20 protein-coding genes are annotated in these 24,341 nt (G+C 65.8%); 6 read left to right on the forward strand and 14 right to left on the reverse strand.

Translation table 11 applies throughout. The annotated features are described in order from the left end of the window. Positions 1–79: 79 nt before the first annotated feature. Positions 80–2,206, forward strand: a complete 2,127-nt coding sequence (locus tag CSE6_RS06510) for a PQQ-dependent dehydrogenase, methanol/ethanol family (protein WP_059440119.1) — start codon at positions 80–82, stop codon at positions 2,204–2,206. Positions 2,207–2,334: 128 nt separating this feature from the next. Continuing rightward, the gene (locus tag CSE6_RS06515) at positions 2,335–3,765 is read left to right on the forward strand and encodes an aldehyde dehydrogenase family protein (RefSeq protein WP_034351415.1); all 1,431 of its coding nucleotides are present in this window, start codon (positions 2,335–2,337) and stop codon (positions 3,763–3,765) included. 55 nt (positions 3,766–3,820) lie between these two features. Here CSE6_RS06515 and CSE6_RS06520 read toward each other — a convergent pair whose 3' ends face one another. From CSE6_RS06520 to CSE6_RS06560, 9 genes are all read right to left on the reverse strand, one after another. Beyond that, complete coding sequence (locus CSE6_RS06520; protein ID WP_059440120.1) at positions 3,821–4,573, reverse strand: ProQ/FinO family protein; 753 nt, start codon at positions 4,571–4,573, stop codon at positions 3,821–3,823. A 76-nt stretch (positions 4,574–4,649) separates the two neighbouring features. Then, positions 4,650–5,903, reverse strand: coding sequence for a glycolate oxidase subunit GlcF (gene glcF / locus CSE6_RS06525; RefSeq protein ID WP_059440121.1), 1,254 nt, complete (start codon positions 5,901–5,903; stop codon positions 4,650–4,652). Between the two features lie 18 nt (positions 5,904–5,921). Continuing rightward, entirely contained in the window at positions 5,922–7,070 is a 1,149-nt protein-coding gene (gene glcE, locus CSE6_RS06530; RefSeq protein WP_059440122.1) for a glycolate oxidase subunit GlcE, read from the reverse strand. Positions 7,071–7,202: 132 nt separating this feature from the next. Further along, positions 7,203–8,555, reverse strand: coding sequence for an ammonium transporter (gene amt / locus CSE6_RS06535; RefSeq protein ID WP_034406877.1), 1,353 nt, complete (start codon positions 8,553–8,555; stop codon positions 7,203–7,205). A 39-nt stretch (positions 8,556–8,594) separates the two neighbouring features. Further along, positions 8,595–8,933 (reverse strand): P-II family nitrogen regulator, encoded by a 339-nt coding sequence (glnK, locus tag CSE6_RS06540; RefSeq protein WP_003059648.1) that lies wholly within the window; start codon positions 8,931–8,933, stop codon positions 8,595–8,597. Between the two features lie 17 nt (positions 8,934–8,950). Then, positions 8,951–9,703 carry a TorF family putative porin gene (locus CSE6_RS06545; RefSeq protein ID WP_052057548.1) on the reverse strand — a complete coding sequence of 251 codons (753 nt, stop codon included), beginning with the start codon at positions 9,701–9,703 and terminating at the stop codon, positions 8,951–8,953. A gap of 373 nt (positions 9,704–10,076) precedes the next feature. Next, on the reverse strand, positions 10,077–11,405 hold the full coding sequence (locus tag CSE6_RS06550; RefSeq protein WP_059440123.1) for a sulfatase: 1,329 nt from the start codon (positions 11,403–11,405) through the stop codon (positions 10,077–10,079). A 113-nt stretch (positions 11,406–11,518) separates the two neighbouring features. Continuing rightward, positions 11,519–12,511 carry a Bug family tripartite tricarboxylate transporter substrate binding protein gene (locus CSE6_RS06555; protein WP_059440124.1) on the reverse strand — a complete coding sequence of 331 codons (993 nt, stop codon included), beginning with the start codon at positions 12,509–12,511 and terminating at the stop codon, positions 11,519–11,521. A gap of 140 nt (positions 12,512–12,651) precedes the next feature. Beyond that, entirely contained in the window at positions 12,652–13,623 is a 972-nt protein-coding gene (locus CSE6_RS06560) for a tripartite tricarboxylate transporter substrate binding protein (RefSeq protein WP_012836691.1), read from the reverse strand. A 92-nt stretch (positions 13,624–13,715) separates the two neighbouring features. Here CSE6_RS06560 and CSE6_RS06565 point away from each other — a divergent pair, with 92 nt between their 5' ends. Further along, entirely contained in the window at positions 13,716–14,267 is a 552-nt protein-coding gene (locus tag CSE6_RS06565; RefSeq protein WP_034394276.1) for a MarR family winged helix-turn-helix transcriptional regulator, read from the forward strand. An 84-nt stretch (positions 14,268–14,351) separates the two neighbouring features. Further along, positions 14,352–15,890 carry a YifB family Mg chelatase-like AAA ATPase gene (locus tag CSE6_RS06570; protein ID WP_059440125.1) on the forward strand — a complete coding sequence of 513 codons (1,539 nt, stop codon included), beginning with the start codon at positions 14,352–14,354 and terminating at the stop codon, positions 15,888–15,890. Positions 15,891–15,903: 13 nt separating this feature from the next. Here the strand turns inward: CSE6_RS06570 and CSE6_RS06575 are convergent, their stop codons facing one another. After that, positions 15,904–16,833: a LysR substrate-binding domain-containing protein gene (locus CSE6_RS06575; protein ID WP_034393366.1), complete on the reverse strand. Its 930-nt coding sequence runs from the start codon at positions 16,831–16,833 to the stop codon at positions 15,904–15,906. A 111-nt stretch (positions 16,834–16,944) separates the two neighbouring features. Here CSE6_RS06575 and CSE6_RS06580 point away from each other — a divergent pair, with 111 nt between their 5' ends. Both CSE6_RS06580 and CSE6_RS06585 read left to right on the forward strand, forming a co-directional pair. After that, entirely contained in the window at positions 16,945–18,123 is a 1,179-nt protein-coding gene (locus CSE6_RS06580) for a YbfB/YjiJ family MFS transporter (RefSeq protein ID WP_059440126.1), read from the forward strand. A 34-nt stretch (positions 18,124–18,157) separates the two neighbouring features. Beyond that, positions 18,158–19,225, forward strand: coding sequence for a nitronate monooxygenase family protein (locus CSE6_RS06585; protein ID WP_059440127.1), 1,068 nt, complete (start codon positions 18,158–18,160; stop codon positions 19,223–19,225). A gap of 131 nt (positions 19,226–19,356) precedes the next feature. Here the strand turns inward: CSE6_RS06585 and CSE6_RS06590 are convergent, their stop codons facing one another. Genes CSE6_RS06590 through CSE6_RS06605 form a run of 4 tightly spaced genes read right to left on the reverse strand, consistent with a single transcriptional unit; the run spans position 19,357 to position 24,322 of the window. Further along, positions 19,357–21,162 (reverse strand): feruloyl-CoA synthase, encoded by a 1,806-nt coding sequence (locus CSE6_RS06590; protein ID WP_059440128.1) that lies wholly within the window; start codon positions 21,160–21,162, stop codon positions 19,357–19,359. Positions 21,163–21,182: 20 nt separating this feature from the next. Further along, positions 21,183–22,130, reverse strand: coding sequence for a 3-hydroxyacyl-CoA dehydrogenase NAD-binding domain-containing protein (locus CSE6_RS06595; protein WP_059440129.1), 948 nt, complete (start codon positions 22,128–22,130; stop codon positions 21,183–21,185). Beyond that, positions 22,127–23,335, reverse strand: a complete 1,209-nt coding sequence (locus CSE6_RS06600) for an ABC transporter substrate-binding protein (RefSeq protein ID WP_059440130.1) — start codon at positions 23,333–23,335, stop codon at positions 22,127–22,129. Before CSE6_RS06600 ends, CSE6_RS06595 begins: the two co-directional genes overlap by 4 nt. 48 nt (positions 23,336–23,383) lie before the next feature. After that, positions 23,384–24,322 carry a 3-keto-5-aminohexanoate cleavage protein gene (locus CSE6_RS06605; protein ID WP_059440131.1) on the reverse strand — a complete coding sequence of 313 codons (939 nt, stop codon included), beginning with the start codon at positions 24,320–24,322 and terminating at the stop codon, positions 23,384–23,386. Positions 24,323–24,341 lie beyond the last annotated feature (19 nt).

Below are 24,341 nucleotides of genomic sequence, written 5' to 3' on the forward strand. Positions count from 1 at the left end.
CCTGGGGAAATCCCGATCATGAAGAAAAACAGGCGATACACCATGCTTTGCGGCATAGCAATCACAACAGGAGACCTCGATGAAACGGCTGATCGACAACTCTCATGGACGGCCCGGTCGCATGGCCTGGATGCTGGCCGCCTGCCTGGGCAGCGCAGCGGCCCTCGCGCAAGCCGACCCTGCGGCGCAGGCCGCGGTCGCCGTGCAGCGAGTCGATGGCGCTTTCATCCGCGCCAATGCCGCCAAGACGCCCGACTGGCCCACCATCGGCGTGGACTACGCCGAGACCCGCTACAGCCGCCTCGATCAGATCAATGCCGCCAACGTCAAGGACCTGGGCCTGGCCTGGTCGTACAACCTCGAATCCACGCGCGGCGTGGAGGCCACGCCTGTCGTCGTGGACGGCATCATGTACGTCAGCGCTTCATGGAGTGTGGTGCACGCCATCGACACCCGTACCGGCAACAGGATCTGGACCTATGACCCGCAGGTCGACCGCAGCACCGGCTTCAAGGGTTGTTGCGATGTCGTTAACCGCGGTGTGGCGCTGTGGAAGGGCAAGGTCTTTGTGGGTGCCTGGGATGGCCGCCTGATCGCGCTCGATGCCGCCACCGGCAAGGAGGTCTGGCAGAAAAATACCTTCGAGGGGCAAAAGGGGTCGCTGACCATCACGGGTGCGCCGCGCGTGTTCAAGGGCAAGGTCATCATCGGCAACGGCGGCGCCGAATATGGCGTGCGCGGCTACATCACGGCCTATGACGCCGAGACCGGCGAGCAGAAATGGCGCTGGTTCAGCGTGCCCGGCGATCCGTCCAAACCCTTTGAGGACGAATCCATGAAACGCGCCGCCAGGACCTGGGACCCCAGCGGCAAATGGTGGGAGGCCGGCGGCGGCGGCACCATGTGGGACAGTATGACCTTCGATGCCGAGTTCAACACCATGTACGTGGGCACGGGCAACGGCTCGCCCTGGTCGCACAAGGTGCGCAGCCCCAAGGGCGGCGACAACCTGTATCTGGCTTCCATCGTGGCTCTGGATCCCGACACCGGCAAATACAAGTGGCACTACCAGGAAACGCCGGGCGACAACTGGGACTACACCTCCACCCAGCCCATGATCTTGGCCGACATCAAGATCGCCGGCAAGCCGCGCAAGGTCATATTGCATGCGCCCAAGAACGGTTTCTTCTTCGTGCTCGACCGCACCAACGGCAAGTTCATTTCGGCCAAGAACTTCGTGCCTGTGAACTGGGCCAGCGGCTACGACAAGAACGGCAAGCCCATCGGCATTGCTGCGGCACGCGACGGCAGCAAGCCCCATGACGCGGTTCCCGGCCCTTATGGCGCGCACAACTGGCACCCCATGTCCTTCAACCCCCAGACTGGCCTGGTGTATCTGCCTGCGCAGAACGTGCCCGTCAATCTGATGGACGACAAGAAGTGGGAGTTCAACCAGGCCGGACCGGGCAAGCCCCAGTCGGGAACGGGCTGGAACACGGCCAAGTTCTTCAATGCCGAGCCGCCCAAGAGCAAGCCTTTTGGCCGCCTGCTGGCCTGGGACCCGGTTGCGCAAAAGGCTGCCTGGAGCGTGGAGCATGTCTCGCCCTGGAACGGCGGCACGCTGACCACGGCGGGCAATGTGGTGTTCCAGGGCACGGCCGATGGCCGCTTTGTGGCCTATAACGCGACCAGTGGCGAAAAGCTGTGGGAAACGCCCACGGGCACCGGCGTGGTGGCCGCGCCCAGCACCTATATGGTGGACGGCAAGCAGTATGTCTCGGTGGCCGTGGGCTGGGGCGGTGTCTACGGCCTGGCTGCGCGCGCCACTGAGCGCCAGGGGCCGGGCACGGTCTATACCTTCGTCGTGGGCGGCAAGGCCAGGATGCCGGAATTCGTGGCCCAGCGCACAGGCCAGTTGCTGCAGGGCGTGAAATACGACCCCGCCAAGGTCGAGGCCGGCACCATGCTGTATGTGGCCAACTGCGTGTTCTGCCACGGCGTGCCGGGTGTGGACCGCGGCGGCAATATTCCCAACCTGGGCTATATGGACGCGAGCTATATCGAGAACCTGCCCAGCTTCGTCTTCAAGGGCCCGGCCATGGCGCGCGGCATGCCGGACTTCACGGGCAAGCTGTCGGGCGATGACGTGGAGTCCCTCAAGGCCTTCATCCAGGGTACGGCGGACGCCATCCGGCCCAAGCCCTGAAGCCTGCACTTCACCACGCCGATGCGTCGGGCCGCCGGAGCGTCGGACCGCCGGTGCGCCCGAGCCACGCACCGACAGCCCCAGATCGCAAACATCTTCTTTTGACTCGATACCAAGGAAATAGCCTCATGCAAGACCATCTGCAGTTCTATATCGACGGCCAATGGGTGAATCCGGTCAGCCCGCGCAGCCTGGAGGTCATCAATCCCTCCAACGAGCAAGCCATTGCCCGCATCAGCATGGGCTCGGCCGCCGACGTGGACAAGGCCGTGGCCGCCGCGCGTCGCGCCTTCGAGAGCTACTCGCGCACCAGCCGCGAAGAGCGCCTGGCCCTGCTGGCCAAGGTGCTGGAGGTCTACCAGAGTCGCTACGGCGACTTTGTGCAGACCATCTCGCAGGAGATGGGGGCGCCGCTGTGGCTGTCCAAGGCGGCACAGGCCGCCATGGGCGTGGCCCATCTGAGCTCCACCATCGAGGTCCTCAAGAACTTCGCCTTCGAACATGTGCAGGGCAGCACGGCCGTCGTGCATGAGCCCGTGGGCGTGGTTGGCATGATCACGCCCTGGAACTGGCCCATCAACCAGATCATGTGCAAGGTCGCCCCGGCCCTGGCCGCTGGCTGCACCATGGTGCTCAAGCCCTCGGAGGTCGCCCCGCTCAACGCCCTGCTCGTGGCCGAGGTGCTGCACGAGGCGGGCGTGCCGGCCGGCGTCTTCAACCTCGTCAACGGCGACGGCCCCGGTGTGGGCGAGGCCATGTCCTCCCACCCCGGCATAGACATGATGACCTTCACGGGCTCCACGCGCGCAGGCATTGCCGTGGCCAAGGCCGCGGCCGACAGCGTCAAGCGCGTGGCCCAGGAACTGGGCGGCAAGTCTGCCAACATCGTGCTGGATGACGCCAACCTGCAGAAGGCCGTGACCCAGGGCGTGCAGGCGGTGCTGATGAATTCGGGCCAGAGCTGCAACGCACCCACGCGCATGTTTGTGCCGCGCGCCCTGCATGGGCAGGCCGTGGAGATCGCCCGTAGCGTCGCCGGCGCAGCGACCGTGGCCGATGCGCTGGCCGAGGGCATGCACATGGGCCCCGTGGTCAGCGAGGCGCAATGGGGCAAGATCCAGGCCCTGATCCGCAAGGGCATTGAAGAGGGGGCAACCCTGGTGGCGGGCGGCACAGGCCGCCCCGAAGGGCTGGCCCGGGGCTACTTTGTCAAACCCACGGTGTTTGCCGACGTGAGCAATGACATGAGCATTGCGCGCGAGGAAATCTTCGGTCCCGTGCTGGTGATGATTCCCTACGATGACGAGGAAGACGCCATCCGCATGGCCAACGACACGGTGTACGGCCTTTCGGGCTATGTGCAATCGGGCAGTCTGGAGCGTGCGCGTCGCGTGGCCGCGCGCCTGCGCACAGGCATGGTCCACCTTAACGGCGCGGGGCCTGACTTCAATGCGCCGTTCGGCGGCTACAAGCAGTCAGGCAATGGCCGTGAATGGGGCGAGCACGGTTTCCGCGATTTCCTCGAAACCAAGGCTGTCATGGGCTACGGCGCGGCCTGAATTATTCAAAATCAATAGCTGCTGGCGCCCATTTGATGGGCGTCAGCAGCTATTTTTATTGAAGATTCTGCTGGCGGCGACGCGCGCGTTCCAGCTGCTGTACGACCTGACGCGGATTCATGCCGTACATCTCGGCGAACTCCTGCTCCGAAGTCTGGCCGCTGAGCTGGAAGGAGCGCAGCAGCGCCTCGTCCTTGGCGGCGCGGGCATCGGCCTCGGCCAGGGCATCTACCACCAGGGCGTTGGTCTTTTCGTCACGGCCCTGCACGCGCTCGGCGTATTCCTCGCGCGTGAGACCGGAGGCTTCGTAGGCGACGACGATGCGGTTGCGCAGCTTGGGCGTCAGGTCTTCCTGCGTGCGCTGCTGGCGGCGGCGGAAGACTTCGATCAGCGCGTGGTGAACATGCTCGGGCAGAGTGGCTTCCACGGGCTGACCGCTCAGGTCATGGCGCTGCTGACCGCTGGCCATGGCCGCCAGATAGCGACCGGAGCGGGTGTGCTGCTGCAGCGCGCTCTTGAGTGCGTCCTTGTCCAGCTCCGGGTGGGCGGCCAGCAGGTCTTCAAAAATGCCGCGCTTGAAGGGCAGCAGCTGTTCGCCGAACAGGGCCGGGTGCCACTGTGCCAGCTGCTCCAGCAAGGGGTGTTGCGGGCGTGGGGCCTGCGGGGCGGCTTTGGCTGCGGGAGCCGGGTTCTGGCGGCCACGGCCGCCTCGGCGCGAGCGTGAGCCGGGCTGCGAGTCCTGCACGCTGTGCTGCGATGCCGCTTGCGAGGCTTTCTGCTCTTGTGATTCAGACACGATTTCAGTCATGGCAAAGCCCGTGGGCCTGGGAAAACAAAACCCCCAATCATGCCAGCATTGCAAACTGCAGTGGCATGCGGGGGTGTCAGCCGGTGGCCAGGGCCTGATCCAGCAGCTCCACCCAATGTATGACCGGGACCTCGGTGCCGTTTTGCAGATGGACGATGCAGCCCATATTGGCCGAGAGAATCGCTGCGGGCTTTTCTGGGGCGAACGGCTCGTCCAGTGCGGCGATCTTGCGGTCGCGCAGCTGGTGCGAGATTTCAGGCTGCAGCACCGAGTAGGTACCTGCAGAGCCGCAGCACAGATGGGATTCGGTGCGCGCCACGCGCAGATCGAACCCCAGCTCGCGCAGGCCCGCTTCCACGCCGCCGCGCAGTTTCTGCCCATGCTGCAGCGTGCAGGGCGGGTGATAGGCCACGGGGGCCCGGGGCACCGTGATGCGGTCCTTGAGCTTGTCCACCAGCTCGGGCAGCATGTCGGGCAGCAGTTCGCTGAGGTCGCGGGTCAAGGCGCTGATGCGCGCGGCCTTGTCGGCGTATTGCGGCTCCAGCCGCAGCAGATGACCGTATTCCTTGACAGTGACGCCACAGCCCGAGGCGTTCATCACGATCGCCTCGACCTCGCCGCGCTCGACAAGCGGCCACCAGGCATCGATATTGGCGCGCATCTGGGCCTTGCCGCCGTCCTGGTCGTTGAGGTGGAACTTCACCGCGCCGCAGCAGCCGGCCTTGTCGGCAATCACGGTCTGCACGCCCACGGCATCCAGCACGCGGGCCGTGGCGTAGTTGATGCGGGGCATCATGGCCGGCTGCACGCAGCCTGCCAGCAGCAGCACCTTGCGCGCATGTTCCCGTGAGGGCCAGGCTCCGGCCTCCTGGGCGGCCGGAATTTTTTCGCCCAATGACTCCGGCAGCAGGCCTTTCACGGCGCGGCCCAGCTTCAGCGCGGGGGCGAACAGCGGGGAGTTCATGCCCTCCTTGAGCAGCCAGCGCTGCAGCTTCTCGCCCGTCGGGCGCTCGACCTGTTCATCGACGATCTTGCGGCCGATATCGACCAGATGACCGTACTGCACGCCGCTGGGGCAGGTGGATTCGCAGTTGCGGCAGGTCAGGCAGCGGTCCAGGTGCAGCTGCGTGGCCCGCGTGGGTGTTTGCCCTTCCAGCACTTGCTTGATCAGATAGATGCGGCCGCGCGGGCCGTCCAGCTCGTCGCCCAGGGTCTGATAGGTGGGGCAGGTGGCGGTGCAGAAGCCGCAATGCACGCATTTGCGCAAGATGGCTTCGGCTTCCTGGCCTTCTGGCGTGGCACGGTATTCGGGCGCGAGATTGGTTTGCATGGGGTGCTGTCCTTGTTCTTACCAATGCGCCGAGAGACGGCCCACATTGAGAATGCCGGCGGGGTCGAATGCCTGCTTGAGCCGGGCATGCAGCTGTGCCGATGTGCGGCCGGCCGGGCTGGCCTGCGCATGAACATCAAGATCGCTGTTGGCGCTTGTCTGATTGGCGTCCTCGGCTCTGAAAAGAGAAGCGGACCCACCGGCTGCCTGCGCGAGTTGCTGCAAGGCTGCGGCGGCCGAACGCGGGGCCTGCACCCAGCGCTGAGCTCCATGCCAGTCGATGAACGGGCCTGCTGCACCTTGCGGCAATGGCAGCGGCGCCGTGGTCGCAGGAACGGACAGACGCCACAGACAATGATCGGCAGCGCGCTGCTGGAACCAGGGCAGGTTCAGATCGCGGCTGGCGCTCCAGTCGGCGGCAACGGCGTCGCTGTCCAGCCGCTCGCCACCCAGGCGCAGTGTGGCGGCCTGAACGGCGGCGCGGGCGCCGCGCAGTCGCAGATACAGCGTGCCCTTTCCGTCTTCTTCCAGCCAGTTGCTGGCATTGAGCGGCAGAGGCTGGCCGCCCCAGTGATTGAGCCAGTCCAGAGCCTGCTCCTGGCTGCAGCTATCAAAGCGCAGCGTGGCCTCGGCCGGAGCCACAGGCAGGACCTTGAGGCTGATCTCGGTGATCAGGCCCAGCGTGCCCCAGCTGCCCGTCATCAGGCGCGAGACGTCATAGCCGGCCACATTCTTCATGACCTGGCCGCCGTAGCGCAGCAGCTCGCCCTGGCCGTTGATCATCTCCAGGCCCAGCACGAAGTCGCGTACTGCGCCAACGCTGGCACGCGACGGGCCCGACAGGCCTGCGGCGACCATGCCGCCCACGGTGCTGGCGGCGCCGAAGTGCGGCGGCTCGAAAGCCAGGCACTGGCCCTGGCTGGCCAATGTTGCCTCCAGCTCGGCCAGCGGCGTGCCGGCGCGCACGGTGACCACCAGCTCGCTGGGCTCGTAGCTGACGATGCCGCTGAGCGCGCGCGTGGACAGCGGCTCGCCCTGTAGACGCAGGCCGTAGAAGTCCTTGCTGCCGCCGCCGCAGATGCGCAGCGGGGTCTTGTCACTGGCAGCGGCGCGAATGCGCTCGCCGAGCTGATTGATTTGGCTGGTGGCTGAATCCATGGCCTGCATGGTAGCCGGGGCGCCCCCGGGGCAGGAAGGCCTGGTCTTTGATTTTTTTGAAAAGCAGGCGTGAATAAAAAAGCCCCGCAGTTCGCACTGCGGGGCAACGTAATGAAACTGAACTTGCGAAGAGCCTGCCGCTTAACGGGTGTAGGCCACCTCACCGTGAGAAGTGATGTCCAGGCCCTGGCGCTCGGACTCTTCCGAGACACGCAGACCCACGGTCAGATCGGCAATCTTGTAGGCCAAGAAGGAGACCACGCCGGACCAGACGATGGTCACCAGCACGCTCTCGACCTGCACCCACAGCTGATGCGCCATGTTGTAGCCCTCGGGCTCGATACCGCCCAGGCCCTTGGCACAGAACACGCCGGTCAGGATGGCACCCAGGATACCGCCGACGCCGTGGACGCCAAACACGTCGCAGACGTCGTCAACCTTGAGCAGGCGCTTGAGGCCGGAGACGCCCCAGAAGCACAGTGGGCCGGCGATGATACCCATGACGATGGAGCCCATGGGGCCGACAAAGCCGGCGGCGGGGGTGATGGTCACCAGACCGGCCACGGCACCCGAGGCAGCGCCCAGCATGGAGGCCTTGCCGCGCAGCAGCGCTTCGGCCACGATCCAGGAGATGGCGGCAGCGCCGGTCGCGAGGATGGTGTTGATGAAGGCCAGGCCGGCAACGCCGTTGGCGGCACCGGCAGAGCCGGCGTTGAAGCCGAACCAGCCCACCCACAGCAACGAAGCGCCCACCATGGTCAGCGTCAGGCTGTGAGGGGGCAGGGCTTCCTTGCCGAAGCCGATGCGCTTGCCCAGCATGTAGGCACCCACCAGGCCGGCCACGGCGGCGTTGATGTGCACCACGGTGCCGCCAGCGAAGTCCAGTGCGCCATCGGCACCCAGCAGACCACCGCCCCACACCATGTGGGCCATGGGGATGTAGCTGAAGGTGAACCACAGCACGGAGAACACGATCACGGCCGCGAACTTGATGCGCTCGGCGAACGCACCCACGATCAGCGCCACGGTGATGGCGGCGAAGGTGGACTGGAAGGCTACGAACACGTATTCGGGGATGGTCTTGAGCATGGACGACAGCGTGTCAGGCGTGATGCCCATGAGGAACAGCTTGTCGAAGCCCGCGAAGAACTTGCCTTCGCCGCCAAAGGCCAGCGAGTAGCCGTAGATGGCCCACAGCACGGTGATCAGCGAAAAGATCACGAAGACCTGCGCCAGCACGGACAGCATGTTCTTGCTGCGCACCAGGCCGCCGTAGAACAGCGCCAGGCCGGGGATGACCATCAGGATCACCAGCATGGTCGAGGTCAGCATCCAGGCGGTGTCGCCGGCGCTCAGGGTGGGAACGGCCTCGGCCGCTGCTTCGGCCACAGGCGCTGCGGCGGCGGCAGCCGTTGCAGCTTCCTGGGCAAAGCCGGTGGCGCCGGCAGCCAGCAGGCCCAGTCCCAGGCCTGCGCTCAATAGTTTCTTGATCATGGCAATCTTTCTCAAAACGGTTCCAGAGAGACTGGGCCTTTACAGGGCCGCGTCGCCGGTTTCTCCTGTACGGATACGGATCGACTGCTCCAGCGCCTGCACAAAAATCTTGCCGTCGCCGATCTTGCCGGTGCGGGCTGCGCCCTCGATTGCGTCGATGGCGGCATCGACCAGATCGTCGGCAATCGCGGCCTCGATCTTCAGCTTGGGCAGAAAGTCCACCACATACTCGGCACCGCGGTACAGCTCGGTGTGGCCCTTCTGACGGCCAAAGCCCTTGACTTCGGTCACGGTGATGCCTTGCACACCGATTTGGGAAAGAGCTTCACGCACTTCGTCGAGCTTGAAGGGTTTGATGATGGCGATCACCATTTTCATGACGGGCTCCTGAAAAGTTAGAAAGTCTTGGAGAGCGTCAGAATCAGACGCGCCTTGTTCACATCGCCGAAGTAGGCCTTCTTGTTGGCGCCGGTCACTGCCGCAGCGGCAGAGAAGCCGTCGCCCAGGTCATACGCACCACCGACGCTGTAGTCCACATAGTTGGGAACGCCCAGGTCCTTGATGTCGCTGGAGAAATGGGTGTAACCAACTGATGCTTTCAGTGTCACCTTGGGCATCACTTCCTGGCTGTAGGAGAACTGCAGATAACCGGTATTGCGGCCCTTGAGACCCGAGCCCGCCTTGGCGCCGGCCCAGCCGAAGTAGTCCTTGGACACCGTGTGCGAGTACTTGGCCGTGAACGGGCCGTAGGTGCCGGAGCCATAGATCTCGGTGGTGTTGCCGTTGGCGTTGCCCGAGTACACATAGGTCAGCATGCCCACGTCCCAGTCCACATCGGCAGCCTTGAACTTGTAGCCGCCGTAGAAGTCGGTTTCCAGCGAGTTGCCGGGCAGCCAGTCCACGGAGGAGTTCCAGTTGCCGACGTAGAAGCCGCTGTCGCCGAACGTGTAGTCAAAACCGCCTTGCAGCGCGGGCTTGACGGCCCTGGTGCGGCTGGCGTCCTGATCCTGACCACGGAACTTGTAGTTGGTGGTCAGGGCAACGTTGGCGGAGAGCTGGGCATGGGCCCACATGGGGGCGACAACGGCGCAGGCCAGGGCGGCAGTCTTGGCGAAAGTCTTGAAACGGCTTGCAGCGGGACTAGGCATTCAGGGTTCCTCCGGTTTGAAAATTTCGTGGCAAAAATCTCGGATGAACTCTCAAAGCACAGACCGTGCCAGCCTCTGCGGCGGCTGCGGCGCGGTTCGCTGCCCAAGGCCCTAGAACAGGCAGCGGGCCATAGCTGTCCGGTACAAAAAGCTACGAGTTTTCACAATCACTGAGCGCAACTTTCGCCACCCGGTTTGCGGCCTGAACCGAATGCACCAGGATGGTGCGTTTTTGCAATGCACCGCCATGGCCCGGTTTTTGTCCGGTTTTTGCACCAAACAGGTGATTTGAAAGTGAGTGCGTGCTCTCTGTTTGGGCGTGGACGCAAAAAAGCCCATCGCCTGGGCGATGGGCTTGCAGGCAGCGCTCAGCTCAGAAGCTGGCCTGGGGCAGGTCTGCCTTGGTGAACACCAGCGAGACCTTGGCTTCCTCGGGAATCGGCGGCAGCTCCTGATTCCAGTGCTCCCAGGCGCTGCGCAGCTCGGCCAGTTTCCGGGGCTCGCGATCACGCAGATTGGCGCGCTCGCGCGGGTCGCTGGCGATGTTGAACAGGTATTCGATGCCCTCGATCTGCAGATATTTCCAGTCGCCGCGTATCAAGGCCTTTTGCTCGCGGTGCTTCATGCGCCAGGCCAGGTCGCGCTCGGGCATCCAGCTTTGATCCTGCATCAGGGGCAGCAGGCTGATGCCGTCCAGCGGATAGTCGGCATGCGCGTCCACGCCGGCGGCGGCCAGGAAGGTGGCCGACCAGTCCATGGTCAGGCTGGGCGTGTCGCAAACGGCACCAGCCTTCATGCGCGCCGGCCAGCGGGCCAGCAAGGGCACGCGGATGCCGCCTTCGAGCAGGTCCATCTTCTGGCCCACGAAGGGCCAGGTATTGGAGAAGCGCTCGCCGCCGTTGTCGCTGGTGAAGACGATGAGCGTGTTCTCGCTCAGGCCGTTCTCCTCCAGCGCATCCAGCAGCCAGCCGATGCCTTCGTCCATGTGATGGATCATGCGCTGGTAGGTGTCGATGCTGCCGCCGTCGGTGTGCTTGCCGAAGCCGCCGATGCGGCGCGACTCCTCTAGGTCGTCGCGCGTCAGCCAGGGCCAGTGCGGCGCGCTGTAGTGCAGCGAGAGGTAGAAGGGCTTGTCGGCCGTCTGTCGCTTGACGAAGTCCACGGCGCGGCGGCTCAGCAGATCGGTGAGGTAGCCGTCTTCGGTGTGCGGCTCCTCGTTGATCCAGAAGTCGGGGCGACCGCGCGGATCGCAGTGGGCGAAATAGTCGGCGCCACCGGCATGAAAGCCGTAGAACTCCTCGTAGCCCGACAGGCGCGGGCCGAAATGCGGCGGGTAGCCCAGATGCCATTTGCCGACCAGGGCCGTGGCATAGCCGGCATCGCGCAGCAGCGAGGCCACCGTGGGGTGATCGGGCGGCAGGCCCAGCACCTTGTCGCCATGCACGCTGGCGATGGGTTCCTCGGCCGCACCGCGCAGGCGGTACTGCCAGCGACCCGTGGCCAGCGCAAAGCGCGTGGGCGAGCACACCGAGGAGTTGGAGTAGCCGCGCGTGAAGCGCAGGCCCTGGGCGGCCATGGCGTCCAGGCGCGGCGAGACGTCGGTGGCGTTGTTGTGCGCATCGCGCGCACCGGTGCAGCCCAGGTCGGCATAGCCGAGGTCATCGGCCAGGATGAAGATCAGATTGGGGCGGGAGTCAGTCATGAGAGAGCGGAGAACATTCAAAAACAGGAGCTTTTATCGCTTGTTATGCAAGGATTTTGAATAGATTTGATGCTGAAAATGTTTGGTAACAAGCGATAGCTGCTCCTCAAACATCAGGGCTTGAAGCCCGAGCGCTGAACCACCGGCGCCCATTGCGCGCGGTAGGCCTTGAGCATTTTTTCCGTGTCCTGCGCGCTGCTGACCACGGGCACCAGGTTGGAGGCGGCGAACTTCTGCTGCGTGTCGGCTTCCTTCATCACCTCCTGCACCAGTTGGGACAGGCGTTGCACCGTGGCCGGCGCCATGCTTTGCGGCGCGAACAAGGTGTTCCAGCCCGTGCCGACCAGGTTCACGCCCAGCTCCTTGAGCGTAGGAATGCCGGGTGCCATGCTGCTGCGGCGCTCGCCCGAGGTGGCCAGCACGCGCAGCTTGCCCGCTTCGTGCTGGGCGATCTGGGTGTCTAGAGTGTCCACGGCGATGGGGACCTGCCCGCCCATCAGGTCGGTGAGCAGCGGGCCCGAGCCCTTGTAGCCCACGACCTCGACGGGCACCTTGGCGGCCTCGCCCAGCATCAGCGCGAAAAAGTGCGGCAGGCTGCCCGTGGCCGGCACGCCGAAATTGGCCTGCTGCGGATTGGCCTTGAGCCAGGCCAGCAGATGCGGCAGCTCCTTCACGGGCACGGCGCTGGCGACGGCCAGGCCGAACTCGTAGCGGTTGACCTCGCTGATGGGGCGGAAGTCCTTTTCCGGCTCGTAGCCCGAGTCCGGAAACACCAGCGGCGCGACCACCATCACGGCGGGATTGGCCAGCAGCACGGCGGGCTGGGAGGCGGGCGCGTTCTTCACGTACTGGGCCGACAGGCGGCCGCCTGCGCCGGGCTTGTTTTCCACGATCACCGGGCTGCCGAGGCGGGCCTGCAGCCGGTCGGCCACGATGCGTGCCACGCGGTCGGTGGCGCCGCCGGGCGGATAACCGACCACCATGCGCAGCGGTGTCTTGTTGGGAAACAGGGCATGGCTCTCCTGGGCCTGCAGCGCGCCGCCGCCCAGCAAGCCTGCGCTCAGGCAGAGCCCCGCGGCGAGCTTGCCGAAGATTCTTCTTTGCATCGTCATGTCTCTCCTGGTCTGTGGTCCGCGCCGGTACCGGCTCGCGAATTCACACCATTAATGATTGGAAACCGGGCAGTGTAGGTGGGTTCCGGCACCGGCCTGAACCGCTCAAATGGCCGGCGCCCGGGCTTGGGGCATCAATCGGGTTTCAGGTTGATCTTGCGGGTCAGCGCTTCCCATTTGTCGGAGATCTCGCGCACCCTGGCCTGGGCCTGCTCGGGGCTGCTGCCCACCATCTCGATATCCACGGCCTTGACCCGCTCCTGCTGCTGCGGCGAGCGGATGGCGGCATCCATGGCTGCGAGAAAGCGCTTCTGGATCTCGGCAGGAACGCCCTTGGGAGCCGCCAGCAGCAGCCAGTAGGTGCCGTCGAAATCGGGGTAGCCGGACTCGGCAATCGTGGGCAATGTCGGCAGCAGCGGCGAGCGCGTGCGGCCCGAGGTGGCCAGGGCGGTGACGCGACCGCTCTGTATCTGTGGCAGCACCGTGGGTGCCGCCAGGAAGCCGCAGTTCACCTGGCCGCCCATGAGGTCCTGCATGGCAGGTGCCGGCCCCTTGTAGGGCACATGCACCATTTTCACGCCGGTGCTGGACAGCAGCGACTCCATGACCAGATGACCGGGCGAGCCCGCGCCGCCGGTGGCATAGGTCAGCTCGCGCGACTTGGCGGCCTCCAGCATGTCCTTGACGGACTTGAAACCGAGGCCGGGGTTGCAGATCAGGGTCTGCGAGAACCTGGCGGCGGCGTTGAGCACCACGATGGCATCGCTGGAATAGCCGATGTTCTTGTAGATATGCTTGTTGACGGTGAGCACCGGGTCCATGGCCCACAGCCATGTGTAGCCGTCGGCCGGGGCGCGGGCGACCTCGGCCGCACCGATATTGCCATTGGCACCGGCCCGGTTTTCCACGATCACGGCTTGACCTAGCGCCTTTTGCACGGCCGCCGCCAGCGGGCGCACGGCGATGTCGGAAGGGCCGGCGGGCGGCGTGGGAACGATGATGCGTATGGGCTTGGCGGGCCAGTTGTCGGCAGCATGGGATGCCGTCAGAAGCGCGGCGGCCGCCAGCCCGGCCAGAGTGCGGCGGGCAATACGGGTGCAAGGCATGGTGTCTCCTGTCGTTTTCTTTGGAGCCACTGTAAGCAGTGACTCGATAATGGATCTAATCCATCATTCCTAGAGAAAACCCACAAAGACCCATGACCAAGGCGCAGCGCCACCCCTGGCGGCAGCCGTCCGAGCTGGACGATCTGTTCCTCTACCATCTGGCCCGCCTGATGAGCTCGGCCGGGACCATGGTGGTGCGCCTGTGCGAGGGCGGCTTCGGCATCACCCGGCGCGAGTGGCGCATGATCGGCCTGCTGGCCACCAAGGGCGCCATGCAACCCTCCAGGCTCGCGGAGCTGGCGCAGCTCGATCGCACGCGCACCTCGCGCACCATCTCCACGCTGATTGCCAAGGGGCTGCTGCACAAGCAGGGCATGGCCGGCGACGGGCGCCAGGCCATGGTGCAGCTGACGGACGCCGGGCTGGCGCTGCACACCCAGCTGTTTCCGCAGATACAGGCGATCAACCAGGAGCTGCTCGGCGACGTCAGCGATGCCGAGCTTGAGGTGTTGTCCCAGGTGTTCGAGCGCGTGCGCAATCGGGCGGCGCTCATGCAGGAGCAGGGCAGCTTTCCCAAGGCCGAGCGCCGCCGTGGCCGGGCTGCCGGCAGGCAGCCTGCCCGTGACGACGACGCCGCCGGCTGACGGCCTGTGCACACCCCTATTGCCTGTTTGAGCCGCTGGCGCATACGCTAGGCCCTACAGTCCGGCTTGAAGGGGAGGAGCGTGATGGGTCTGGCACTGGTTCAAAGTCGTGCACTGCTGGGCTTGCAGGCACCGGCTGTCACGGTGGAGGTCCATCTGGCCAACGGACTGCCTTCGTTCACCCTGGTGGGTCTGGCGGATGTGGAGGTCAAGGAGGCCCGCGAGCGCGTGCGCGCAGCCATCGTCAATGCGGGGCTGGAGTTCCCGAACAACAAGCGCATCACGGTCAACCTGGCTCCGGCAGACCTGCCCAAGGACTCAGGCCGCTTTGACCTGCCGATAGCGCTGGGCATTCTGGCGGCCAGCGGGCAGATCGATGCGCAGCGGCTCGCCGATTATGAGTTTGCAGGAGAGCTGTCCCTGACCGGTGCCCTGCGCCCGGTACGCGGCGCCCTGGCTACTGCGCTGGCCCTGCAGCGTCAGCAACAGCGTGTGCGGCTGGTGCTGCCGCCAGACAGTGCGCTGGAGGCCGCCTTTGTGCCGGCCATCGAAGTCTTCGGCGCCGCGCATCTGCTGGATGTGGTCAGGCAGTTCATCGCGCATGACGCCACCCTGTCGGAGCAGGGCGATGGCGTGGAGGGCTGGCAGCGGGTGCACTCCAGACCTGCCGAAGCCTCTTTGCCGTCGCTGGATCTGCGCGAGGTGCGCGGCCAGATGCAGGCCAAGCGCGCGCTTGAAATTGCAGCTGCCGGCGCACATGGTGTGCTGATGATCGGCCCTCCAGGTTCGGGGAAATCCATGCTGGCCCAGCGCTTTGCGGGTTTGCTGCCGGGCATGACAGACGAGGAAGCGCTCGAAGCCGCCGCCATTGCCAGCCTCAGCGGTCGTTTTACGCCGCAGCTGTGGCGCCAGCGGCCGTTTGCCGCTCCTCATCACACGGCCAGCTCCATCGCGCTGGTCGGCGGCGGCTCTCCGCCCAGGCCCGGCGAGATTTCATATGCCCATTGCGGTGCGCTTTTCCTGGATGAGCTGCCCGAGTTCGCGCGCAGCGCCCTGGAGGCCCTGCGCGAGCCGCTGGAGACCGGGCGCATCACCATCGTGCGGGCCGTGCAGAGGGCGGAGTTCCCGGCCCGTTTCCAGCTGGTGGCAGCCATGAACCCCTGTCCCTGCGGCTTCTGGGGGTCGCGCATCAGGGCCTGCCGCTGCTCGCCCGATCAGGTGGCACGTTATCAGGCACGCATCAGCGGTCCCTTGCTGGACCGTATCGATCTGCATGTGGAGGTGGCAGCGCTGTCGCCCGAGGAGCTTCTGGCAGCGCCCGAAGGGGAGAGCAGCGCTGCCGTGCAGCAACGCGTGAGCGCGGCCAGGGACAAGGCCTTGCAGCGCCAGGGCCTGCCCAATCATCAGTTGCAGGGGGCACAGCTCGACACGCATCTGCAGCTGGAGCCCGAGGCGCTGACCTTTGCCCACAAGGCTGCAGCGCGCCTTGGCTGGTCGGCGCGCGGCACGCACCGGGCCCTGAAGGTGGCGCGCACCATTGCCGATCTGGCGGACTCGGATGCCATCACGCAAACCCATTTGGCCGAGGCATTGCAGTACCGCCGCGCGCTGATGCAGCCGTGATGTCCTGCCGCTCTCAGGCGGCAAGAGCCAGCGCCACGGGCTGTGCCCGTGTGGCTTGCGGATTGACACCCAGTACCTGCGCAAATGCATGCAGTGCCGGCGACCAGCCTTGTACGGCAGCGGTCACAAAACAGGTGTCGACAAAGGCCAGCTCCTGTCCGCTCCTGCCGGGCAGAGTCATCCAGTGCACGCCAAAGCGCTGCTGCTGGGCTTCGACCAGCGAGCGCGACAGCAGCGCATAGCCCATGCCGGCAGCCACGCAGCCGAGGATGGTGTCCAGCATGCCCAGCTCCATGATGCGTACCGCCGTCACCCCCATGGAGGCCATCAGCAGCTCGATCCGCTGGCGGTAGCTGCAGCCCTGGCGAAAGGCCAGAAACACGGAGCTGCTGAACTCTGCGGCGGTGGGGAAGCGCGTCAGCGGCTGTCCGCTGACCAGCACCAGCTCTTCACGAAATACCGGCCAGGATTGCAGCTCGTTTTGTGGTGCGGCACCGTTGATGAAGGCACAGTCGATGCGGCCGGCCGCCAGCTCCATCAGCAATGCGGCGCTGGGCTGGGCGTCCAGCTCCAGGTCGATATCCGGATGCTGCCTGCGCAACTCGGCCAGCAGTGGCGGCAGACGCAGTGCGGCCGTGGTTTCCATCGAGCCTATGCGCAAGGCACCCTTGACCTGGCCGGCTGCAAATTGCCGGGCTTGCAGCATGGCCAGCACCTGGTCATGCGACTGCAGCATCTGCCGCGCAGATTCCAGCAGCGTGCGTCCGGCCGGAGTGGGAAAGACCGGGTTGGCCCGCATCAGCAATTGCACGCCTGCTTCGTCCTCGAGCTTTTTGATATGGGCCGTGACATTGGATTGCACGGTGTGCAGAAGCTGGGCTGCGGCACCAAAGCTGCCGCTTTCGCAGACGGCTTCGAACATGCGCAGGGATTTGAGTTGCATATGCGGCTCCAATATCTTGAATTGAGATGCAAGTCATCATTTTGAATCATTGGACATGATCGAGTCGCAGCGTTTAGGCTTGATGCCAATTTCCCCTCCATAACCCGAGCTGTGATCGAACGCAAAGAACTTCCCCTGCTGTTGACCGGCTTCATGGCCACCCTGAGCGGCGTCGGCCTGGCTCGTTTCGCCTATACGGCGCTGATGCCGCAGATGGTTCATGCGGGCTGGTTCAGCGGCGAGCAGGTGGCTTATCTGGGTGCCGCCAATCTGCTCGGCTATCTGATCGGGGCTTTGGTCGCCGCGCCGCTGGCCGAGCGCATGGGCGCGCTGCGCGTGCTGGTGATCTGCTGGGTGGCCGTGACGCTGAGCTTTGCCGGCTGCAGCCTGCCCCAGCCTATGGCCCTGTTCTTTGTCTGGCGGCTGATCTCCGGCATTGCCGGTGCCGCGCTGATGGTGCTGGGCCCGTCGGTGGCCATGGCTGCAGCAGCGCCGCAGCGCCGTGCCACGCTGGGCCCGCTGATGTTCTGCGGCATTGGCGTGGGCGCCTTGCTGGCCGCCACGCTGGTGCCCATGTTTGCGCGCAGCAGCCTGAGCGCCGTCTGGTGGGCGTTGACGGCGCTGTCTGCGCTGTCGCTTTACAGCGGCTGGCATGCTGCGCGCCAGATCCCGCTGCATGCACCGGTGGCGATCCAGCCCACGGCGGTCGCAGCCTCCAGCACAACGCCGTGGAGCCTGGCGGTGATTCTGGTGCTGGTCGCCTATGCCTGCGACGCCTTCGGCTTTGTGCCGCACACCGTGTTCTGGGTGGACTACCTGGATCGCGAGCTGCAGCTGGGCGGCGCCTATGCCTCGACGCAATGGGCATTCTTCGGGCTTGGCGCGATGGTCGGGCCGCTGTGTGCGGCCTACTGTGCCACGCGCTGGGGCTGGTGGGGTACGACCACGGGCGCCTATGCCCTCAAGGCCGTGGCCATCGGCCTGCCGCTGGCCTGGGCAGGTTTCGGTGGCCATGCGCTGTCGGGTTTTGTGGTGGGGGCGCTGTCGCCTGGCATGGCAGCCATCACATCGGGCTATCTGATGCAGCTGATCGGCCCCGGCCAGCACAAGAAAATGTGGGGCTACGCCACGGCGGCATTTGCGCTGTTGCAGGCCAGCTCCGGCTATCTGATGGCATTCGTCTACGCCAGCAGCGGCAGCTATCGCCAGCTGTTCGTGCTGGGCTGCGCGGCGCTGGGGCTGGGAGCGCTGCTGGTGGCCTCCAGCCGCCTGGCCCGCACTGCGCAATGATCAGGATCGAGAAGTGACAACCGGGAGACGCACGATGAGCAAACTACCTTTGTGGATGACAGGCTTGGGCCTGCAGCATCCCATCATTCAGGCCCCGATGGCCGGGACCTCGACCCCGCAGCTGGCGGCTGCCGTGAGCAATGCATACGCCCTGGGTTCGGTCGGCATAGGCGCCTACGGCCTTGAGCAGGCGCGCCAGCACATCGAACAGACGCGTGCGCTGACCGATCGCCCCTTCAACGTCAACCTCTTCTGTCACCGTGCGCCGGCAGCAGATGCGGAGCGCGAAGCACAGTGGCTGCGCTATCTGGCGCCGGAGTTCGAGCGCTATGGCGCGTCCGCGCCGCCCAGCCTGCGCTGCATCTACGAGTCAGCGCTGGGCAATGAGCGGTTGCAGGCCATGCTGCTGGAGCTGCGCCCCGCCGTGGTGAGCTTTCATTTCGGCCTGCCGGAGCAGAGTTTTGTCGATGCCTTGCGCGCCGCCGGCATCACCACGCTGGCCTGCGCCACCAGCCTCGACGAGGCGCGCCAGATCGAGCAGGCCGGGGTGGATGTGATCGTGGCCCAGGGCATGGAGGCGGGCGGCCATCGCGGCGCTTTCGTGCCCGAGCAGGACACTCTGATGGGGACTTTGGCGCTGGTGCGGCTGCTGGCGCGCGAGTCCCGTCTGCCCGTGGTCGCCGCAGGCGGCATCATGGACGGTGCCGGCATCGCTGCCGCTTTGCAGCTCGGAGCCTGCGCCGTGCAGATGGGCACGGCCTTCATCCTCTGCCCCGAATCCGCCGCCAGCCAGGCCTACCGCGCCGAGCTGCGAAGCGACAGCGCGCAGCACACGGCCATCACCGCCGCCATTTCCGGGCGTCCTGCGCGCGGCATGTTCAACCGTCTGCACCAGCTGGGGCGGGACTATGCGGGAGCGCTGCCCGCCTATCCCATGGTGTATGACGCGGGCAAGGCGCTGCACCAGGCAGCCAGCGCGCAAGGCAGCAGCGACTATGCCGCGCACTGGGCCGGCCAGGGCGCACCGCTGGCTCGCGCCATGCCCGCCGCCGAGCTCGTGCGCACGCTGGCGCAGGAGCTGGAGCAGGCGGAGCACGCCTGAGCGGGCTTGAGCGGATATTCGGTGCGCCTGGAGTAACCATCTGATTTGATAGCTGTCATCGCTTGTAATGCATCAGATCTGGACTGTTTACGCCAAGATTTGAATACTGAATTGCGATGACTGCTATGGTTTTAGCTGTTGCAGCGAATGACCGATGCATCCTTTGAAGCGAACAGACGTCGCACCGCATCGGCGCGCCGCGTCAGCACCGCGCGCTGGTTGACGTAGCCCTTGTCGGTGATCTCTCCGGCCTCCGCGTCCGGCGGATCGGCCAGCACCAGCGCGCAGCCGGGGCTTTGCGAGCTGCCCGCGCCTGCGTCGCGCTGCTCGTGCATCACGCGGCGCAGTGCCTGTGCCAGGGTTTCGGGGGCGGCAGCGCCTGCGGGCGTGGCAAATACCAGCAGGCCCAGCTCGTCACGGTCGTGGCCTGCGATGACGATGTCCTGCACCCATGGCGCCAGGCGCGACACCAGTTCCACGCGCAGCGTTCCCACCGAGACCCAGGTGCCGCTGGAGAGCTTGAAGTCCTCGGCCACGCGGCCGTTGAAGATCACGCCACGCTCGGGTCGCTGCTCGTCCACGACGAAGCCTGCGTCGCCGATGCGGTAATAACCTTCCTCGTCGAAGGCCGCAGCCGTTTCGCGCGGTGCGTCGCGGTAACCGGGGAAAACCGACACGCCCTTCACGCGCATTTCCTGCTTGTTGCCGTTGGGCACGAACTTGAGCTCCAGCCCGGGCAGCGGCGCACCTATGCAGCCTGCGCCGTCGAGCTGCCAGTGGGCCGAGGTGATCGCGGGCGAGGTCTCGGTGCAGCCCCAGGACGTGGTCAGCCACAGGGGGCGGCCCGGGCGCACGCGCTGGGCCACTGCCTCCAGTCGCTTCCAGGTCGAGGGGGCCAGCGCCGCAGCTGCGTAGAAGGCCAGGCGAAGGCGCGAGAGCATGTCCGCCGCCAGCGCGTTGTCGGCCTCCATCAGCGGCAGCACCATGTCGAAGCCGCGCGGCACGTTGAACCACAGCGTGGGGCGGACTTCGCGCAGATTGCGCACCGTCTTCTCGATCAGACCCGGTGCGGGCCGGCCCTCGTCGATGTAGAGCGTGCCGCCATGTGCCAGTACCAGATGCAGGTTGTGGTTGCCACCGAAGGTGTGGCTCCAGGGCAGCCAGTCCACGAGCACGGGCTTTTCATGCTCCAGGAAGCGCCAGGTCTGCGCCATTTGCTGCTGGTTGGCGCACAGCATGCGGTGTGTGTTGATGACCACCTTGGGCGTGCCGGTGGAGCCCGAGGTCAGCAGGTATTTGGCATGCGTGTCGGGCGCGATGGCCTCGTATGCAGTGCGCACGGCGGTCGTCTCGGGTCTGGCCATGAGCGCCTCGAAATCCAGCCCGCCAGGCCAGTGCGGTGCATGTGCGCTGAAGACGCAGGGCACGCGGGTTTCGCAGGCCGCCAGAGCCGGTCCGTACAGACGCGCGTCCGATGCGTAGATCAGCGCGGGCTGCAGCACCTGGAGCATCTGGCGCAGCCGCCCGAAGTCGCGCGCCGTGCGCGAGTAGGCACTGGACAGCGAGCAGGCTGCCCGGCCCACGTGCATGGCGGCCAGCATCAGCACCGCGTGATCGATGGCATTGTCCGACAGGATGACCACAGGGCCGGGGGGCAGATCCAGGTCCAGCAGCCCCTGGGCCGTGCGTCCCACGGCCTCGCGCAGCTCGCCCCAGCGGAGCATGCGCCAGCCGCTGCCGTCGGGCGTGCGCTCGGCCAGGGCCGGCGCCTCGGGTGTTTCGCGCGCCCAACGCTCCAGCCACTCGCCCACGCAACGTGCATAGGGCTTGAGCGCCACGGGCGATCGCAGCACGAAGCTGCCGTCGTCGAGATCGATGCGCAGGCTTCGCGGCGGGGCCACCTGCTGCGGATCGGACAGGAAGTCTATGGCTTGCATGCATGCTCCTTTATGTGGGCTCAGAACAGCGAGCCCTGGGCCTTGGCACGTATCAGGTCGGCCAGCAACTCGTCGCGCGTGCGCTCCAGCTCCTCCTCGCGGCGCATGCCGCGCGCCTCGGCCACGCCCTGCACCACATGAGCCTTGAGCGCCTCTGTCATGGCCGGATTGCCAAGATCGCGCCACCAGCTTTCGATGGGGCCGCCCAGGTGCTCCAGCAGATGCTGCATGCCGCCCTGTCCGCCAGACAGATGCAGGTTCATGAATGGCCCCATCAGCGCCCAGCGCAGGCCGGGGCCGTGGGCGATGGCCGTGTCGATGTCGCTGACGCTGGCCACCCCCTGGTCAACAAGGTGAAAAGCCTCGCGCCACAGCGCGGCCTGCAGGCGGTTGGCGATGTGGCCAGCGATTTCGCGCCGCACATGAATGGGGCGCTTGCCCAGCGCTGCGTAGAAGTCCATGGCGCGCTGGATGCTGTCTGGCGAGGTGGCATCGCCACCACCCACTTCCACCAGCGGAATCAGGTGCGGCGGATTGAAGGGATGGCCCAGAACCACGCGCTGCGGCGTCTTGCAGCGTGCCTGCATGCCGCTGACCGGCAGACCCGAGCTGCTGCTGGCCAGCAGTACCCGGGGTGGTGTGGCCGCGTCCATGCGCGCATAGAGGTCAGCCTTGAAGTCGGCGCGTTCGGGGCCGCTTTCCTGCACGAAGTCGCAGCCGTCCAGCGCACGCTCAAGTTCGGCGTCGAAGCGCAGGCGTTCGAGCGAAGCTCCATCCACCAGCCCCATGCGTTGCATGGTCGGCCAGTGGCGCTGCACCGCTTCGCGCAGGCGCTGCTCGGCGCCGGGTGCTGGATCGGTGGCCGTCACATCCAGGCCGCGCGCCAGGAAGAACGCTGCCCAGCTGGCACCGATCACGCCGGTGCCGACCACGGCCACGCGCCGTATCACGGGTGCGGCTGCGCTCATGATGTCTTCCATTGCGCGCAGCGCGTCTCGGCGCGTGTGGTCCAGGCGGCCTCGCCTCGGATGGTCTCGACCACCTTGTAGTAGTCCCAGGGCTCTCTGGATTCGGCCGGCGTCTTCACCTGCATCAGATGCATGTCATGCACCATCAGGCCGTCGGCGCGCAGCCAGCCGTCCTTGACGAACATGTCGTTGAAACGGGTCTTCCTGAGCTGTTCCATCACCTTGGTGCCATCGTCCGTGCCCGCGGCCTGCACGGCCTTGAGGTACTGCAGCGTGGCGGAGTAGTCGCCCGCATGGAATGAGGTGGGCATGCGCTTGTGCTTGTCGAAGAAGCGCCGCGCCCATGCGCTGGCCTCGGGGCTCTGGTTCCAGTACCAGCTGTCGGTCAGATACATGCCCTGTGCTGTCTTCAGGCCCAGGGCGTGCACGTCCTGAATGGTGATGATCATGCCCGCGAGCTTCATCTTCTGCGCCAGCCCGAATTCCGCCGCCGACTTGATGGCGTTGACCGTGTCGCCGCCTGCGTTGGCCAGGGCCAGTACATCGGGCTTGGCCGCCAGAGCCTGCAGCATGAAGGACGAGAAGTCGCTGGCGCCCAGCGGGTGCTTGACCGCACCGGCCACGTTGCCGCTGCCGGCTTCGAGCACTTTGGCGGCATCGGCCTGAAGCGCATTGCCGAAGGCATAGTCGGCCGTCACGAAGAACCAGCGCTTGCCGCCGCTCTTGAGCACGGCGCTGGCCGTTCCGCGCGCCATGGCCACCGTGTCGTAGGCATACATGACCGTGTAGGGCGAACACTGCTCGTTGGTGAGGCTGGAAGCCCCCGAGCCGACCACGAAATAGGGCTTGCGCTTATCGCGCGCCACACCCGCCATGGCAATGGCCGCGCCCGAGTTCACGCCGCCGATCAGCATGTCGAAGCGCTCCACGTCGAACCATTGGCGCGCCTTGGCTGCGGCGATATCAGCCTTGTTCTGGTGGTCGGCCGCCACCAGCTCGATCGTCTTACCGTTGATGGCTCCGCCCATGTCGGCGATGGCCATGCGTATGGCCTCTGCGCCTGCCGGTCCGTCGTAGTCGCGGTATACGCCCGACATATCGCTGATGAAGCCTATGCGTATCACATCGTCCGAAATCTGAGCTGCTGCCGTGGCCGCACCGGCCAGCGTCACGGCGCCGGCCAGGGCCTTGCATGTGAAGTTCATGATGCTGTCTCCTCGTTGTTTTGTGAGCTGTGCTGCGTCGTGTGCTGCTCAGGCAGCCTGTGCCATGGCGGCGGGCGCGAACGCGGGTCGCGGCATGCCACTGCGTTGCAGCCCCATGATCTGACGCGCTTCCTCGGGTGTGGCGGGCTCCATGTCGAGCTCGCGGATCAGGCGCACGATGCGCTCGGTCAGCTGTACATTGGTGGCCAGCTCGCCCTGGCGGTAGTAGAGGTTGTCCTCCAGGCCCACACGCGCATGGCCGCCCAGCAGCAGCGCAGCCACATTGGCCTCCAGCTGCGAGGGGCCGATGCCGCTGACGCAGAAGATGCTGTTGGCGGGCAGAACGTCCACCATCTGCTGCAGGTAGCGCGGCGAGAACGGCATGGCGTTCTGGAAGTTGCGGTGGACGTTCATCACCAGGTTGATGAAGTGCGGTGCGGCATCGTGGTCTTCCTCGATCAGCGTGGTCACGTCCTGCAGGATATGGGTGTGTGCGAAGACTTCCCACTCTGGCTTGATGCCGCGTGCCTTCATGCCTACGGCCAGCTCGCGGCCCCGGGACAGCGGCGTGTCCATGAGGATCTCGCGCCCGCCGAAGCTCAGGTTCAGCGTGGTCGCATCCAGCGTGCACATCTCGGCGCCTGCGTCCATGCCCTTGATGCGTTCCTCCCAGGCGATTTCCCAGCGCCCGCCCTGCAGCTCGCGCACCATGTCGCCGTGCACGCCACCACCCGTTGAGTTGTTGATCACGATGTCGCAGCCCGCAGCGCGGATGCGGGTGTTGATGTCGCGGTAGATGTCGGCATTGCAGGTGGCGCCGTCGTCGGGGCGGCGCGCATGGATGGCAGCCACGCTGGCGCCCGCATTGCAGCAGCGCACCACGTCCTCGGCGATCTCGTCCGGCTGGGTAGGGAGATGGGGGTTCTGCGATTTGTGGGCCATGCCGCCCGTGGGGGCAATGGTCACGATCACCTTGCGCTTGCTCATGGCGTCTCCTGATGCGTGG

Origin of the sequence: Comamonas sp. E6 (assembly GCF_001010305.1) — a bacterium.
Classification (GTDB): Bacteria; Pseudomonadota; Gammaproteobacteria; order Burkholderiales; family Burkholderiaceae_C; genus Comamonas; species Comamonas thiooxydans.

Coding starts and splice junctions, on each gene's coding strand:
- CSE6_RS06510 (WP_059440119.1), top strand. CDS start 80: ATGAAACGGCTGATCGACAACTCTCATGGACGGCCCGGTCGCATGGCC.
- CSE6_RS06515 (WP_034351415.1), top strand. CDS start 2,335: ATGCAAGACCATCTGCAGTTCTATATCGACGGCCAATGGGTGAATCCG.
- CSE6_RS06520 (WP_059440120.1), bottom strand. CDS start 4,573: ATGACTGAAATCGTGTCTGAATCACAAGAGCAGAAAGCCTCGCAAGCG.
- glcF (WP_059440121.1), bottom strand. CDS start 5,903: ATGCAAACCAATCTCGCGCCCGAATACCGTGCCACGCCAGAAGGCCAG.
- glcE (WP_059440122.1), bottom strand. CDS start 7,070: ATGCAGGCCATGGATTCAGCCACCAGCCAAATCAATCAGCTCGGCGAG.
- amt (WP_034406877.1), bottom strand. CDS start 8,555: ATGATCAAGAAACTATTGAGCGCAGGCCTGGGACTGGGCCTGCTGGCT.
- glnK (WP_003059648.1), bottom strand. CDS start 8,933: ATGAAAATGGTGATCGCCATCATCAAACCCTTCAAGCTCGACGAAGTG.
- CSE6_RS06545 (WP_052057548.1), bottom strand. CDS start 9,703: ATGCCTAGTCCCGCTGCAAGCCGTTTCAAGACTTTCGCCAAGACTGCC.
- CSE6_RS06550 (WP_059440123.1), bottom strand. CDS start 11,405: ATGACTGACTCCCGCCCCAATCTGATCTTCATCCTGGCCGATGACCTC.
- CSE6_RS06555 (WP_059440124.1), bottom strand. CDS start 12,511: ATGCAAAGAAGAATCTTCGGCAAGCTCGCCGCGGGGCTCTGCCTGAGC.
- CSE6_RS06560 (WP_012836691.1), bottom strand. CDS start 13,623: ATGCCTTGCACCCGTATTGCCCGCCGCACTCTGGCCGGGCTGGCGGCC.
- CSE6_RS06565 (WP_034394276.1), top strand. CDS start 13,716: ATGACCAAGGCGCAGCGCCACCCCTGGCGGCAGCCGTCCGAGCTGGAC.
- CSE6_RS06570 (WP_059440125.1), top strand. CDS start 14,352: ATGGGTCTGGCACTGGTTCAAAGTCGTGCACTGCTGGGCTTGCAGGCA.
- CSE6_RS06575 (WP_034393366.1), bottom strand. CDS start 16,833: ATGCAACTCAAATCCCTGCGCATGTTCGAAGCCGTCTGCGAAAGCGGC.
- CSE6_RS06585 (WP_059440127.1), top strand. CDS start 18,158: ATGAGCAAACTACCTTTGTGGATGACAGGCTTGGGCCTGCAGCATCCC.
- CSE6_RS06590 (WP_059440128.1), bottom strand. CDS start 21,162: ATGCAAGCCATAGACTTCCTGTCCGATCCGCAGCAGGTGGCCCCGCCG.
- CSE6_RS06595 (WP_059440129.1), bottom strand. CDS start 22,130: ATGAGCGCAGCCGCACCCGTGATACGGCGCGTGGCCGTGGTCGGCACC.
- CSE6_RS06600 (WP_059440130.1), bottom strand. CDS start 23,335: ATGAACTTCACATGCAAGGCCCTGGCCGGCGCCGTGACGCTGGCCGGT.
- CSE6_RS06605 (WP_059440131.1), bottom strand. CDS start 24,322: ATGAGCAAGCGCAAGGTGATCGTGACCATTGCCCCCACGGGCGGCATG.